Origin of the sequence: Acinetobacter sp. ANC 3929, assembly GCF_000369405.1 — a bacterium.
GTDB lineage: Bacteria > Pseudomonadota > Gammaproteobacteria > Pseudomonadales > Moraxellaceae > Acinetobacter.
The window spans coordinates 425,698-439,032 of the sequence record NZ_KB849999.1; the positions used below are offsets into that span (position 1 = coordinate 425,698).

A 13,335-nucleotide genomic window follows, 5' to 3' on the forward strand; every position below is an offset into this window, starting at 1 on the left:
GTTCATTTTTGTTGTCTAAGTTGAGAATATAAAAAAATATTTGTAGTATTGCCGTGCCGTATAAGCGGCTTAATGAGGTTTGATTCCCCAAATGGACACGCAGAGTTGTAGTTTATTCCAAATTACACATTTTTATATTAATCAAAATCTGAATGAAGTTTTCTATTCGATCGTAAAATAATACGCTGCGTTTAGCCCTTCATTGCAGATACTTTGTAGTGAAGAGGCAAATATGAGCTACAACAACTTTTTATATTTATTAAGCGACGCACTTAAAAATAATCATATTGAACTTGCACTTGCATCAGTTGAAACATTTCAAGCAGTCGATATTGCGGATGTATTAACACAGCTCTCACCTGAACAGAGTCAATTACTACTCACGCATTTACCTGATCGTGCCTATGTATTTTCATATCTTCCACCCAATGAACAGGTCAAACTGGCCCAAGCCATGCCCAGAAATATTTTGGCAGAGATTATTGGCGAAATGTCATCGGATAAACGTGCCGATGTCTTTAAATGTTTGGATGAAGAACAACAAAATGCACTATTGCCAGCCCTTGCACAGGCTGAGAGAGAGGATATCCGTCAACTGTCCTCTTATTTAGAGGGAACGGCGGGCGCGATTATGAGTTCCGAATATGCGACTTTGAAACCCAAGATGATGGTCATGGATGCGATCAGAATGTTGCGCCTTGAAGCACCTGATACTGAAATGATTTACTTTGCTTATGTTCTAGATGAAGCACGTAAAATCCTCGGGGTTTTGTCCTTAAAGCAGTTGATACTTGCACCTGAAGATCAGAATATCAATGAACTCATGGAAACCAATGTCTTAACCGCGTTTGTGGATACAGATCAAGACGAAGTGGCAAAAACCATTGCACGGTATGATTTATTAGCACTGCCAATTATTGATCACCAAAACATGATGGTCGGGATTGTGACCTATGATGATGCGATGGACGTTGCCAGCGAAGAAGCCACTGAAGACTTTTTAAAAGTCGGTGCGGTCAATGCATCATCTAAGCTCAGTATTAAGTCTGCACCGATTTTGCAACTGTATCAGAAACGGGTTTTTTGGCTCGTTTTTTTGGTGTTTGGTAGCTTGTTGTCAGGAATTGGTATTGCTCACTATGAAGATGTGATTGCAAAAAATCTGGTATTAGTGTTCTTTTTGCCGTTATTGGTGGGTAGTGGTGGTAATGCTGGTTCGCAATCCTCAACCTTGATGGTTCGTGCCTTAGCCACAGGTGATGTGCAATTCAAAGATTGGTTTCACCTATTGGGGCGAGAAAGCTTAGTGGCTTTATGCTTAGGTGGCACCATGGCAATTGCAGTGTCATTACTGGGGTATTTCCGTGGTGATGAAATGGTGGCTTTAGTACTGGCACTGAGCATGATGGGGATTGTATTGATGGGCTGTTTGATTGGAATGAGCTTACCGTTTATTTTAAACAAGGCTGGACTCGATCCTGCCAGTGCTTCCGCACCGTTGGTAACCTCGATTTGTGATGCGACTGGGGTATTGGTGTATTTATTTATCGCATCGATGATTTTATTCTGAATTCTGATCGGTAATAATAATTGTACCGACAAACAGGAAAATCTGCTTTATTCTCAAGCATAAACATGGTTTTTAGGTTGAGTGAATGACTGCTCCAACAGAACAAAAAAAATTAACCCAGCAACAAGCAATTGCTGTCGAACGTGATTTAGCAAAATTTGCCAATACCATGGACAGTTTGGTTCGGATCCCCTTTACCAAGCAGGGAGTCGGGGCCGATGCTGCGCTGAGTACTATTCCATTTGCGGGTGATATTGCAGGTTTTATTTTGACGCTATATGCCTTTAAAAAGGCCAGAGAGGTCGGTGTACCACAGCACAAGCTCAAGGGCGTGGTCAAACTGGCGATTATGGATATGTTGGTGGGTTTTGTACCCATAGTGGGCACATTATTTGATGTATTTATCCGTCCGAGTCGCAAGACGCTTGAAATTGTGCATGACCATATCCGTGAGGAATATCAAGTGCACAGTGATATTCATGTGGTCCATCCATTCCTACATGAATCGCTAGAGCAGAAGCAAAAAACCTCGGCATTTTGGCGTAATCCGATCGTGAGCTGGATTTGGCTCCGCATTCCAGATCTATTGGGAATTGCAGTGGTGATTTTACTGGTGCTGGCGGTGTGGGCTGGCTTTAGTTATCTGTGGCAATTTTATCAAAATATTATTTCTTAGTGGTTAATATATGAGGCATCTAAAAGAATTGCCAGAAAATTGGGTACTTATACAAGCAGAAAAAGAGTCGATATTTTCTAATGAACTTAAACGTGAGCTTATATTGGGTCATGTGCTTTTTGCTAAAAAAGCGGTAGCTATTGCTCGAAAAGATGGAGAGGATGATGTTTTATTCTTTTTAGAAAATCAGGAAGATCAATATGCTGAAGTCCATTTAACATGGAATAATGAAACTAATCCGAGATGGCCACATACTTCACTTTTTAAAAGTTTCAATGATTGGAAAAAAACAATTGAAGATGCTTGGGAATAAAGTAATTTATACTTATAGTATGATCATATAATCTTTGATTTCTTTACCTTATCAAAATAGGGTGATTCAAACATTAATTTTGATATGGCAAAAAATAAAGCCTCCATTGTGGAGGCTTTATCGTTTATCTGATACTGATTATTGAACGTTTAATTGCTGTAATGCAGCAACACGCTGTTCAATGGTTGGGTGGGTCTGGAATAAAGCCGCTAAGCTAAAGCCTTGTTCCTTACCTTCCGTAATCGCAAATGCTTTCATTTCTTTCGGCATTTGATCTGGCATTTCTGACTCTGTTTGTAAGCGAAGTAGGGCAGAAATCATGGCCTGTTTACCAGCTAAACGTGCGCCAGCTTCGTCTGCGCGATATTCACGTTGACGAGAGAACCACATCACGATGGTAGAAGCCAAAATACCGAATACGATGTCGAGTACAATCGTAATGGCAAAATAAGCAAGACCTGGTGCTTCACCATCTTCACGACCAAATACGTTACGGTCGATGAAGTCACCTGCAATACGTGCAAAGAACATCACGAAGGCGTTCACGACACCTTGGATCAGCGCAAGGGTCACCATGTCACCATTTGCAACGTGTCCGATTTCGTGAGCCAATACAGCACGAAGTTCATCTTTGTTCATACGCTCGAGTAGACCTGTTGAAACAGCTACCAAAGCATCATTTTTATTCCAACCTGTCGCAAATGCATTGGATTGGTAAGAAGGGAAAATACCTACTTCAGGCATGTTAATACCTGCACGTTGAGATAATTGCGCCACTTCTTGTAATAACCAAGCTTCTGCTTGACTACGGGGTGCATTTGGGTCAATTAATTCTGTCCCAGTGGTTTTTTTAGCCATCCACTTCGACATGAACAGGGAAATAATAGAACCCACCATACCAAAGACAAAACAGACGACTAAAAGGTTGCCTAGATTCAAGCCCCCTGCGCCATGGTAACTACCGACACCGAAGAGTGACAAGATAATGCCAGCTACAACCAGTACCGCGAGGTTGGTTAGCAAGAACAAACCAATCCGCATCATTGAGAAAACCCTCTTATAGAGAAAAAGTGATCTGATTTATAAATTATAAATCATAACGCTAATATGCAGGGCGAATTGTAAAAATTCAAGCAAAAAATAGGCGTAGATACATTTAGCCTATAAAACCATGAACTGAATGATAAACAGTAACTTAAAACAATTTCTGTATGAAAACAATCAGCTAAAATCATGCTGTGAGAATCGCATACTTGAATTGTTAATCACTTAAACGGATTCGTGCAGATGCGGTGGCATTGGTGGTGGTATAGGTACCTGAAGGAGCATCGGTAAAGGTGCCATCTGCAAGAGTAATAATTTGACGGTTATATGATTTAGCCGCAGGTGCTGCCACTTCAGCAGCTTCAGTCGATGGCGTGGTGTAATTGCTAGATTGAGCAATTACTTGGGTATTTGAGCTGGATGATGAACCGATACTCGATGCATATAGATTTTGATAGCGACTGGTGACACGACGGACATAATCTTGTGTTTCACGGAAAGGGGGAATGCCACCATACTTATCGACATTACCTTCACCTGCGTTATAGGCAGCGATCACGAGTTGGGTATTGCCGTTAAAGCGTTTCAGAAGCCAACTTAAATATTTTGCGCCCCCAAAAATGTTCTGCTGCGGGTCATAGGCATTATTTACGTTAAAGCGGCGTGCTGTTGCCGGCATCAGTTGCATTAAACCTTGGGCACCGACAGGAGAGCGGGCATTGATATTAAAGCCTGACTCAGTATGCATGACTGCTTTAATGAGCCCTTCAGAGATACCATGTTGCTGTGCTGCTTGGCGAATCAATGAGTCGAATGCATTTTTATTACGACTATAGCTTGGAAGGACGGAGGCCTCACTTGCACCCCAGTTACTATAGCTATGAATATTACTGTCTGGATAGTAGGTCGCTTTAACTACTTTTAAATGGCTATATTCTGCTTTCTTTTTATTGGTCAGCAGCGTTGTACCATTACTGTCTTTAAATTGATAAATCGTCTGACCAGCATAGCTTGTTGCTACACCATTAAAAAAACCGATTGTCCCCAAGCAAAGGGTAAAAAAATATGTTGTTTTGTTCATCGTTATAATATTCACAAAAGGATGAGCATAAGTTCTTCACAGCAGTGTAACAAAAAAAAGTAAAAAAAGAACTTTCGCTACAATTTTTTTATTTTCGGCTGTCAGACAAAAATCAAGTCATTTTGTTCGAATGTTCAGCAAAAAAAATTAAAAAAAAATTTTTAAAAACTAAGTCTTGACTTATGTAAGTCATTGATTTTATTTTTTAAAAATCACTGGTTAAAAAATGATCAATCCAATCGGAAGCCTTATTTTAAGACAAAAAGAGTTTGTCAATAGCGAAGAAATCCACAAATTTATCCACAGCTTTTGTGGACAACTGTGGAAAAGTTTGAAATATAAGCAATCCAGCCGAATCTGAATTATTTTGGTCAGAATTTTACCAGTATGAAACTCAAATATGACGATTGGAAGAAATTGAAAAATTCTTTAGATGCGCATCTTTTCGGAATGAGATAAAATCTTGCGGTATTTTTGTTTATGAGTAAATCACGTCTATGTACGCGCCAGTGGAATCCAACCAAGGATTTAATTTCAAGCCAGAACTTCCGACAAGTTCAGCGTATTATCGCCTGTTGAAAAAGCTTCGTCGTCAGGTTGGGCATGCAATTCGTGATTACAACATGATCGAAGAGGGTGACAAGGTCATGGTTTGTGTGTCTGGTGGTAAAGACAGCTATACCTTGCTGGACATCTTGTTACAGTTTAAACGCATTGCACCGATCAATTTTGATGTTGTGGCTGTGAATCTAGATCAAAAGCAACCTGGCTTTCCAGAAGATATCTTGCCGCGCTATATGGAAGAAAACAACATTCCATATTACATTCTTGAAAAAGATACTTATACCATTACCAAGCGTTTAACGCCTGAAGGGAAGACCTACTGCGCCGTATGCTCTCGTTTACGTCGTGGTTCGCTGTATGGCTTTGCACAAGAAATTGGTGCAACCAAAGTTGCATTGGGTCATCACCGTGATGACATTATGGCGACTTTCTTTTTGAACTTGTTCCATGGTGGTAGTTTGAAAGCGATGCCACCAAAATTACTGTCATCTGATAAAAAGAATATATTGATTCGTCCTTTGGCTTATGTCGAAGAGAAAGACATTATCAAATATGCGGATTTACGTCAGTTCCCGATCATTCCGTGTAATTTATGTGGTTCACAAGAAAATTTACAACGCGCCATTATCAATGACATGTTACGTGAGTGGGATAAGCAGCATCCAAAACGTTTACACAGCATTTTTGGTGCTTTACAAAATGTCTCTCCCTCACAATTGGCGGATCGTGAGCTATTTGATTTTGAAGCGTTGGATGCTCAGCGTGAGTTTGATATGAAAGATCCAGAAGAGCTGAAAAATCGTTTAGCTGTGGTTAATCTGAGTTTCGCGGCTGAGTAAAGTGTAAAAAAATTTGAAAAGGTACTTGTTAAGTACCTTTTTTTTATAAAAATTTTAAAAATTGAATCCCGCGTACAAAAAATCATAGCCTAAAATAAAAATTACATGCTATAACAGGGCACGAGCAAATTGCTTCATGAGATGTCGTCTGGATAGATGGCACAAGAAATTGAACAAATACATTTGAGGAATAATCATGGCTGCATTTTTAACTGATGATTGGTTTGCAACTGTTGAAAAACTTACTGCTGAAGCAGGTGATTTAAACTTGCCACCAGCACTTGCGAATTTAGCGATTAACTTGGTTGTAACAGATGCAGCTGGTAATACAGAGTTGGCTTTAGATGCAGGTAAAATCCAAAAGGGTTTATCTTCAAATGCTAAAACAACTTTGAACATGGATGCTGAAACTTTACGTAAAGTATTCTTGGAATTTGATATGGCTGCTGCGATGCAAGCATTCATGACGGGTAAAATCAAAGTACAAGGCGATATGTCTCAACTTATGGCTTTACAAACCGCGAAGCCAAGCCAAGAGCAAAAAGATTTATTCAAGAAAGTACTTGAGCTTACTGCTTAATTCTTATTGAATAAAAAAAGCTTACCCAGAGGTAAGCTTTTTTTATATCTATTCAGTTATACATCAATACGGCTATTGGTTTTCAGATGTTCTAAATAGGTACGAATACGCGTCACATATTGTACGGCTTGTTTATATCGACCATTCCGTGCTTGGTTACGCTGTAAATAGTCATATAAATTGACCCATTGATTCGGATCTTTGCCTTGAGCACGAATACGTTTCTGAATCTGGCTGACCGCACCAGGGCCCATATTGTAGGCCACTAAGGCATACCAGTTACGATCTGGATAAGGCACATTGCCAAATTGATCTAACATCAGATCAAAGTACTTCGCACCACCTTGGATGCTCTGCAATGGGTCTGAGCGGTTACTAACACCCATTGCTTTAGCTGTACTGTTGGTCAGCATCATTAAACCACGTACGCCAGTGGGAGAAACTGAGCTCGGTTTAAGATAAGACTCTTGATAGCCAATTGCTGCGAGTAAGTGCCAATCTAAATTGTATTTAGATGCGCTTTGTTTAAAACTTGCCTTATAAATCGGTAAGCGTTGATTCAAATCTCTTTGAATCGTAGACCAAGACTCTGGTTTAACCACATTGCGGTTATAGAATGAGGCCAATTGCTGGGTTGTACCCGACTGCTTACTTTGACAGATAAAACCACTCGCTGTGAGTGTGAGGGGATCATCGGCTTGTTTAAACACCCAGTTTAACTGAGGATTTAAACCATTTTTGCTTAAGCTTGCCTGATCACCACAACTTGCCGAAAATGAAACCAGTTGTTTGCTTTCAATTGCTGCCAGATTGGCTGTGGTCATGGCAATGTTGGCTTTGCCTTGAGCAACCCATTTCAATGCCGTGGCATTGTCAGGAACGGTTTTAAAATCAAGTTTTACATTTAAGCTTTGTGCATAATTGCGTGCTAAATCATAGCCAAAACCATGTAGAAACTGACCGTCTTTAAAGACTGTGGTAGGACTTTCAACTGCAACGATAGTTAACACATTGGTGTTCACGACCGTATTGTACTGATGTGATTTTTCAGCATTCAGGCTATTAAAAGGAAGGATTACGACTCCTAACGCTAAAGCCTGAAAAGGAAGTTTGGAAGATAAAGAGTTAAGGCTAGGCCTCGACCCTGAACTTGAATTACTGTGCATGTTGTCTCCGCTACAGATAATTTATGCCCAAAAAGTTCGGCAAAACACTGCCTTAACTTTTAAAAGTTGATAAATTCAATAAGGGGTGGGCAATTCATGAACGTCATTCAAAATGACATTGAGTTAAAAGAAATGATGTAAATGTTTCACAACGTTTACAAAGTGTATAAAAATTGAACAAAAACAAACTTAGGGGCGCATATTAAGCGCCAAAAAGAAGAATGTCAAATTTTGTACAATAAAAAATTGAGAATTACATCACAAACGCATGATTTGAAAAAGAATAAAATTTATACACTTTAGTCGTGGGGAAATAAGGAATACAATGCAAAAACATGTAAATGGAATGTTGTATTAACGTATTTGGGCTTATGAAATCGAATTTAATCACACGTACTGGACATGACCTTTTGGTTGCTGAACTAAAAAAGCTTTGGCACGATGAACGCCCAGAAATAACCAAGAAAGTAAATTGGGCTGCGAGTTTGGGCGATCGCTCAGAGAATGCTGATTATCAATATAATAAACAAATACTTAGGAAGATAGATCGCCGTGTGCGTTATCTGGGAAAGCGCTTAGAAGAATTAAAGATTGTGGACTATGTCCCTGAGCAAGAAGGGAAGGTCTATTTTGGTGCTTGGGTTGAGATTGAAAATGATGCAGGCGAGAAAAAAAGTTTACGTATCGTTGGAGTGGATGAAATTTATGATCATCACCCTCAACACATTTCAATTGAGTCACCGATGGCCCATGCACTCCTGAGTAAACAGGTCGATGACGAAGTTGAAGTACAGACACCATTGGGAAAAAAGTTGTGGTATATCAACTCAATTCGCTATGAAAAATCTGAAAATGTTTAAAATTACAGAGTGTTGTTTTTATTTTGAGCATTTGAAGCATTATTTTAAATAAAAGATTTGCCAAGTCGAACTTTTATTTATATGATAGCCGCCATTGGAAGCGTGGCAGAGCGGTTTAATGCACCGGTCTTGAAAACCGACGAGGGTGTGAGTCCTCCGTGAGTTCGAATCTCACCGCTTCCGCCAAATTCAAGTTTCTGACACTGTTTAACACTATATAAGTTTATGATTTGTAAGGTTAAAGTTGGGAATGTACGATATAACAAGCCGTGACGCACTACGCCAATCGGTGGTTATAAAGTAGTAAAAAATGCAGTAAGATTATTTCTTACTGCATTTTTTTATGTCTGAACTATGGCAACTCGTGGAATCAATAAGCTTAGTGCTTTACAAGTTAAAAAAGCCAAACCTGATCCTGATAAGATGTATAAGCTGTCAGATGGTGGAAATCTTTATCTGCGTATAGATCAGGGCGGTAGCAAATATTGGATATTCAATTACACACGCCCATTCTTAGGCAAGCGTAACGATTTATCTTTAGGCACTTACCCAGAAGTTTCGTTAGACGATGCTCGTACGATTCGTGATGAATATAAAAAACTTATCAAACAGGGCATAGACCCTGCAATGGAAAGGATTGAAACTAAGTCTCAGAAACAGAAAGAAGCAGAAAACACCTTTCGTATTGTTGCTGAAGCATGGTTATATAAACGGGAGTTGGAACAAAAGCAGGATGAAGAAACTGTTCGTCGTTTAAAGCATGATGCTTATCCTTATATTGGTGATTTAACTTTTCCACAACTCACATTAGAGATACTAGAAGCTAAGGTCTTTAAGCGCATCATTGAACGTGGTGCATTGTCAGTAGCCAAGCGTCTTAAATCAGACCTGAACCAAATCTTTAAGTCAGCGCGTAAGAAAAAGCTGATTCAGTATAATCCTATTGAGGATATAGAATTACCAAAGCCACAGGGCGGAAACTTTGCAGCTGTAACAGAAGAACAGGATTTAGCTCCGATGCTGAATAAAATTTGGAACTACTCCAAACTTTATACACGTTGTTTATTGACCACGCAGGTAGCATTGAAAATCTCTGTGCTGACATTTCAGCGACCTGGGGAGATACGCAAGCTGAAAAAGGAGTATTTTTATCGTGAGGAGCGCTGCTTTAAATTTACAGCCAGTAAAACCAAGCAGCTTCATATTGTACCCTTGTCAGATCAGGCTTTTGGTCTAATTGAGTCAATCATTGATCTACATCCATACTGCGAATATATCTTTGTTGGTCGAGATGGCAAAAACATTATTTCTGATAATACCATCAATTCAGCTTTAAAGCGTCTAGGTTACGGTGGTGAACAGACAGCACATGGCTTCAGGGCAACTGCACGTACTATGCTGGATGAAATTCTAGAGCAGCGTGTGGACTTTATTGAGCATCAACTGGCACATAAGGTAAAAGACAACAATGGTACAGCTTATAACCGAACCAAGTTTCTGAATAATCGTCGTGAGATGATGCAGGAGTGGGCAGATTATTTGGGGTCTTTACTTGAATAAAGTGAATTGAAGCGAGAAGAATGTTGATCTTGTAATTAAATTGCTAGTCAAAATATTACCGAGAAGTCTAAGAGAAGCCAATTTGTAATAAATTGGCTCTGTGTACTTTAAATAAATGAGATATTTATGTATAAGTAATTAATTTTATATAATGACCATTGTCTTAAATGGCAGTTGTAATGAGTGCTGAGTGAGTAATTTTTTAAGCTATCTCTTCACAAGAGGATAAAAGACGTTTTGCATATGCGTATGCCCTAACTTTTACCCATGTTTCATTTATCATGAAACACCAAATTAATAAAAAAATAACGTGTAGGATGATTAGAACATAGTATTCAGATGGTAATAAGATTAGAGAGTTTATATCCACATATTTATCTTTAAATTTAACATAGATTATTGAAAGACTTATTAGTAATGAGGCTAAAATAATTATTATAGCTGTGGTTTTAAAAGCTAATAGATTTCTGCTAAATCCATAATTCATGTTTTCTTTAAGAATTAAAGGATATTTTTTACTATCTCTTGTTTTTTCTTTTAGGTAGTTAATTGCTGAAATATAGTATTGATCAGCATTGGCAGGATTAGACCTTTCAGCTCTTTCAGTGACATTTTTAAAGTTTGATACTAATGAAACTAGCTTTTCTCTATATCTTTGTTTTGTATATTTGTCAAGTTCATTGTTTGAGTGGCGTAAAATAAGAGTTGTAGGAGCGCCACCCCATTTAGTAAATAACGTTTGTTGAATTACATTTCCTTTTGATGACATTTGATTGGAAAAAAAATTAACTACTCCACAAGTCAATAAGATTGTTAACAGAGAGCCTAATAGTGTTCTAAGTGGTTCAAACAGTATATATGCCGTTAATATTATTGGTAAAACAATAAAGAGTGCAGGTCTTACTCGTGCAGAAAGTGAGTATTGATCAAAATAGTCTGATAGTTTCACTATATTTTCTCATTCTATAAAGTATATATGGTTTCGGTTGGATGCAGGTTTTCAAGTATTTGGTGCTTAGATATTCCTACATGAACTCTAAAGACTTACCCTCACTCTCCAAGGTTATCAGTAGAAATTATAGCTAACTTCAGGGATGGGGAAATTTAAAAAAAGCCCAATAACGCACAACTTGCTAACTAAAATAAATCATTAAATTTTAATTGAAATATCAAAAATAGCTACCACTTATTATACAAGAATGATTATGGGGTTTTAAGATGATTACAAGTTATGAGATAGAGTTTTTGCCTGTTGGGAGTGGGGAAAAAAGTGGAGATTGCATTCTTTTTCATTACGTTGAAGATAATGTAGGAAAAATCATTGCCTACGATGGTGGCACTCAAACATCTGGCAAAGCTATGGTTGAACATATTAAAAAATACTATGGTATGGATAAGATTGACTATCTTATTAATTCACATCCGGATGGTGACCATGTTTCTGGATTAACTTATGTGTTGGAAAATATGCAAGTTGGTGAAGTTTGGATTCATCAACCGTGGAAATATAGTGCAGAGATTCTAGATCTATTTCATGATGGACGTATGACTGCAAATAGTCTTAGTGAACGTATGAAAACTAAATTGAGACTGGCTCATCGTGTGTATGAACTAGCTATAGAACAATCTATTCCAGTGTATGAACCCTATGCAGGCGCAAAAATTGGACCATTTACAGTTCTGTCTCCTGATGAGGATTGGTATAAAAATACACTAGTACCAGACTTTTCAAAAACTCCACCAAAAGCAAAAATGGTTTTTGAAAATATTATGGATGGCATGGAAAATTTTGTTGAAACAGTTGCTAAGCTACTAGAGGAATCTTGGGGTGATGAGAATCTTCCTAATAACGTTCAAACTTCAGCAGAAAATAATAGTAGTGTAGTGCTATATGCCAATTTATTAGGACGCGGATTCGTACTTACTGGTGATAGTGGTGTCGAAGCTATTGATAGGGCTTGTATTTTTGCTGAACGAAACAATTTAAGACTGAAAGAAGATTTAAAGTTTGTTCAAGTACCACATCACGGTAGTCGGAGAAATGTATCTACTACTGTACTAAACCGTTTATTAGGTGAGCCGATCAATTTTGATGCGCATAATCTTACTTTAAATAAGACGGCATTTGTTTCAGCATCCCAATCCTCTAAAAAGCACCCTAGAGACCGTGTTGTGAATGCTTTTATGCGTAGGGGATTTAAAGTTGTTGCAACTAAAGGAAGTACAAAACGACATTATAATGGAATGCCTGAACGAGCTGGCTGGGGTTCAGTAACCCCATTAGAGTTTTCATATGAAGTAGATGATACTGATAATTAACTTTTTCTAAAATTAGCTACAATACTGCTTAATTATTTTTCTGCTTGAGCTAGGTATTAATTTGACTTTCAGTCCAAGTAGGCTTATTGCAGTTAAGTGGGCTATATAGTAAATGATTTATGTAAAGAAGCCCCAATGCTAAGTTAGGGCTTCTCTTTTATTCGTAGTGATAACGACAAGAAATGATAGTTATCGCTACATCACTTACTTCATAGACTAATCTATTTTTTTCATCTATTCGTCTGCTCCAAAACCCCGCTAAATCACCGAGTAATGGTTCAGGCTTGCCAATACCTTCAAAGGGAGTACGAAGACACTCTTTGATTAGTGTATTGATACGCTTAAGAGTTTTTTTGTCTTGGCTTTGCCAGTACACATAATCCTCCCAAGCTGTTGGAGTAAAACTAGTCTTCCGTTTCATCTAAAAGTTCTCTTTCGATTGCTTTAGATGCCCGTAATTCTGCAATTGATTTCGCTAGGTGTGCTGCGTTACTTGGAGAAGACATGAGGTACAATGTTTCCATTATACTGTTGTAATAGTCTTGGCCCATTACAACTGCATGTTGACCTTCTTTCCTCGTAATTACTGCAACATCTGAATCATCAATAACACGGTCTAAAACCGTTTTCAGATTATTGCGAGCATCGGTATAAGTGAAAATTTGCATAGTCTTAATTTTCCTATTACTCAAGCATTACAAGTCATTAATTACGATATTCATTCGCCACTATATTTTGACATTTCATTTAACACTATTTTTGG

14 protein-coding genes and 1 tRNA gene are annotated in these 13,335 nt (G+C 38.2%); 9 read left to right on the forward strand and 6 right to left on the reverse strand.

Annotation, left to right across the window (positions count from 1 at the left end; translation table 11 throughout):
• Positions 1 to 232: 232 nt before the first annotated feature.
• From mgtE to F909_RS10770, 3 genes are all read left to right on the forward strand, one after another.
• On the forward strand, positions 233 to 1,570 hold the full coding sequence (mgtE, locus tag F909_RS10780; RefSeq protein WP_005150449.1) for a magnesium transporter: 1,338 nt from the start codon (positions 233 to 235) through the stop codon (positions 1,568 to 1,570).
• Between the two features lie 85 nt (positions 1,571 to 1,655).
• Positions 1,656 to 2,246, forward strand: a complete 591-nt coding sequence (locus tag F909_RS10775) for a DUF4112 domain-containing protein (protein ID WP_005150452.1) — start codon at positions 1,656 to 1,658, stop codon at positions 2,244 to 2,246.
• 10 nt (positions 2,247 to 2,256) lie between these two features.
• Positions 2,257 to 2,559 (forward strand): hypothetical protein, encoded by a 303-nt coding sequence (locus F909_RS10770; protein ID WP_032877866.1) that lies wholly within the window; start codon positions 2,257 to 2,259, stop codon positions 2,557 to 2,559.
• A gap of 138 nt (positions 2,560 to 2,697) precedes the next feature.
• Here F909_RS10770 and htpX read toward each other — a convergent pair whose 3' ends face one another.
• Complete coding sequence (htpX, locus tag F909_RS10765) at positions 2,698 to 3,603, reverse strand: protease HtpX (RefSeq protein ID WP_005150458.1); 906 nt, start codon at positions 3,601 to 3,603, stop codon at positions 2,698 to 2,700.
• A 217-nt stretch (positions 3,604 to 3,820) separates the two neighbouring features.
• Positions 3,821 to 4,684 carry a lytic transglycosylase domain-containing protein gene (locus F909_RS10760; RefSeq protein ID WP_005150460.1) on the reverse strand — a complete coding sequence of 288 codons (864 nt, stop codon included), beginning with the start codon at positions 4,682 to 4,684 and terminating at the stop codon, positions 3,821 to 3,823.
• A 497-nt stretch (positions 4,685 to 5,181) separates the two neighbouring features.
• On the opposite strand from F909_RS10760, the gene ttcA reads away from it, so the two are divergent.
• Both ttcA and F909_RS10750 read left to right on the forward strand, forming a co-directional pair.
• A complete protein-coding gene (gene ttcA / locus F909_RS10755; protein WP_005150462.1) occupies positions 5,182 to 6,087 on the forward strand; it encodes a tRNA 2-thiocytidine(32) synthetase TtcA in 906 nt (301 codons plus the stop codon).
• 196 nt (positions 6,088 to 6,283) lie between these two features.
• Positions 6,284 to 6,667, forward strand: a complete 384-nt coding sequence (locus F909_RS10750; protein WP_004801562.1) for an SCP2 sterol-binding domain-containing protein — start codon at positions 6,284 to 6,286, stop codon at positions 6,665 to 6,667.
• 56 nt (positions 6,668 to 6,723) lie between these two features.
• On the opposite strand, the gene F909_RS10745 is transcribed toward F909_RS10750, so the two are convergent.
• Positions 6,724 to 7,833, reverse strand: a complete 1,110-nt coding sequence (locus F909_RS10745) for an MltF family protein (protein ID WP_005150465.1) — start codon at positions 7,831 to 7,833, stop codon at positions 6,724 to 6,726.
• A 371-nt stretch (positions 7,834 to 8,204) separates the two neighbouring features.
• Here F909_RS10745 and greB point away from each other — a divergent pair, with 371 nt between their 5' ends.
• The 3 genes from greB (at position 8,205) to F909_RS10730 (ending at position 10,253) form a co-directional block, all read left to right on the forward strand.
• A complete protein-coding gene (gene greB / locus F909_RS10740; RefSeq protein ID WP_005150467.1) occupies positions 8,205 to 8,693 on the forward strand; it encodes a transcription elongation factor GreB in 489 nt (162 codons plus the stop codon).
• A gap of 96 nt (positions 8,694 to 8,789) precedes the next feature.
• A tRNA-Ser gene (locus F909_RS10735) sits at positions 8,790 to 8,879 on the forward strand.
• 168 nt (positions 8,880 to 9,047) lie between these two features.
• Positions 9,048 to 10,253: a tyrosine-type recombinase/integrase gene (locus tag F909_RS10730; RefSeq protein ID WP_005150469.1), complete on the forward strand. Its 1,206-nt coding sequence runs from the start codon at positions 9,048 to 9,050 to the stop codon at positions 10,251 to 10,253.
• A 202-nt stretch (positions 10,254 to 10,455) separates the two neighbouring features.
• On the opposite strand, the gene F909_RS10725 is transcribed toward F909_RS10730, so the two are convergent.
• Entirely contained in the window at positions 10,456 to 11,202 is a 747-nt protein-coding gene (locus tag F909_RS10725; RefSeq protein ID WP_005150471.1) for a hypothetical protein, read from the reverse strand.
• Positions 11,203 to 11,471: 269 nt separating this feature from the next.
• Here F909_RS10725 and F909_RS10720 point away from each other — a divergent pair, with 269 nt between their 5' ends.
• A complete protein-coding gene (locus F909_RS10720; protein ID WP_005150472.1) occupies positions 11,472 to 12,572 on the forward strand; it encodes a ComEC/Rec2 family competence protein in 1,101 nt (366 codons plus the stop codon).
• 157 nt (positions 12,573 to 12,729) lie between these two features.
• Here the strand turns inward: F909_RS10720 and F909_RS10715 are convergent, their stop codons facing one another.
• Positions 12,730 to 12,993, reverse strand: a complete 264-nt coding sequence (locus F909_RS10715) for a Txe/YoeB family addiction module toxin (protein WP_005150473.1) — start codon at positions 12,991 to 12,993, stop codon at positions 12,730 to 12,732.
• Entirely contained in the window at positions 12,977 to 13,240 is a 264-nt protein-coding gene (locus tag F909_RS10710; protein WP_004671839.1) for a type II toxin-antitoxin system Phd/YefM family antitoxin, read from the reverse strand. Before F909_RS10710 ends, F909_RS10715 begins: the two co-directional genes overlap by 17 nt.
• Between the last annotated feature and the right edge of the window lie 95 nt (positions 13,241 to 13,335).

Bases quoted from the DNA above. Each gene is read 5' to 3' on its own strand.
- mgtE (WP_005150449.1), top strand. From the start codon at position 233: ATGAGCTACAACAACTTTTTATATTTATTAAGCGACGCACTTAAAAAT.
- F909_RS10775 (WP_005150452.1), top strand. From the start codon at position 1,656: ATGACTGCTCCAACAGAACAAAAAAAATTAACCCAGCAACAAGCAATT.
- F909_RS10770 (WP_032877866.1), top strand. From the start codon at position 2,257: ATGAGGCATCTAAAAGAATTGCCAGAAAATTGGGTACTTATACAAGCA.
- htpX (WP_005150458.1), bottom strand. From the start codon at position 3,603: ATGATGCGGATTGGTTTGTTCTTGCTAACCAACCTCGCGGTACTGGTT.
- F909_RS10760 (WP_005150460.1), bottom strand. From the start codon at position 4,684: ATGAACAAAACAACATATTTTTTTACCCTTTGCTTGGGGACAATCGGT.
- ttcA (WP_005150462.1), top strand. From the start codon at position 5,182: ATGTACGCGCCAGTGGAATCCAACCAAGGATTTAATTTCAAGCCAGAA.
- F909_RS10750 (WP_004801562.1), top strand. From the start codon at position 6,284: ATGGCTGCATTTTTAACTGATGATTGGTTTGCAACTGTTGAAAAACTT.
- F909_RS10745 (WP_005150465.1), bottom strand. From the start codon at position 7,833: ATGCACAGTAATTCAAGTTCAGGGTCGAGGCCTAGCCTTAACTCTTTA.
- greB (WP_005150467.1), top strand. From the start codon at position 8,205: ATGAAATCGAATTTAATCACACGTACTGGACATGACCTTTTGGTTGCT.
- F909_RS10730 (WP_005150469.1), top strand. From the start codon at position 9,048: ATGGCAACTCGTGGAATCAATAAGCTTAGTGCTTTACAAGTTAAAAAA.
- F909_RS10720 (WP_005150472.1), top strand. From the start codon at position 11,472: ATGATTACAAGTTATGAGATAGAGTTTTTGCCTGTTGGGAGTGGGGAA.
- F909_RS10715 (WP_005150473.1), bottom strand. From the start codon at position 12,993: ATGAAACGGAAGACTAGTTTTACTCCAACAGCTTGGGAGGATTATGTG.
- F909_RS10710 (WP_004671839.1), bottom strand. From the start codon at position 13,240: ATGCAAATTTTCACTTATACCGATGCTCGCAATAATCTGAAAACGGTT.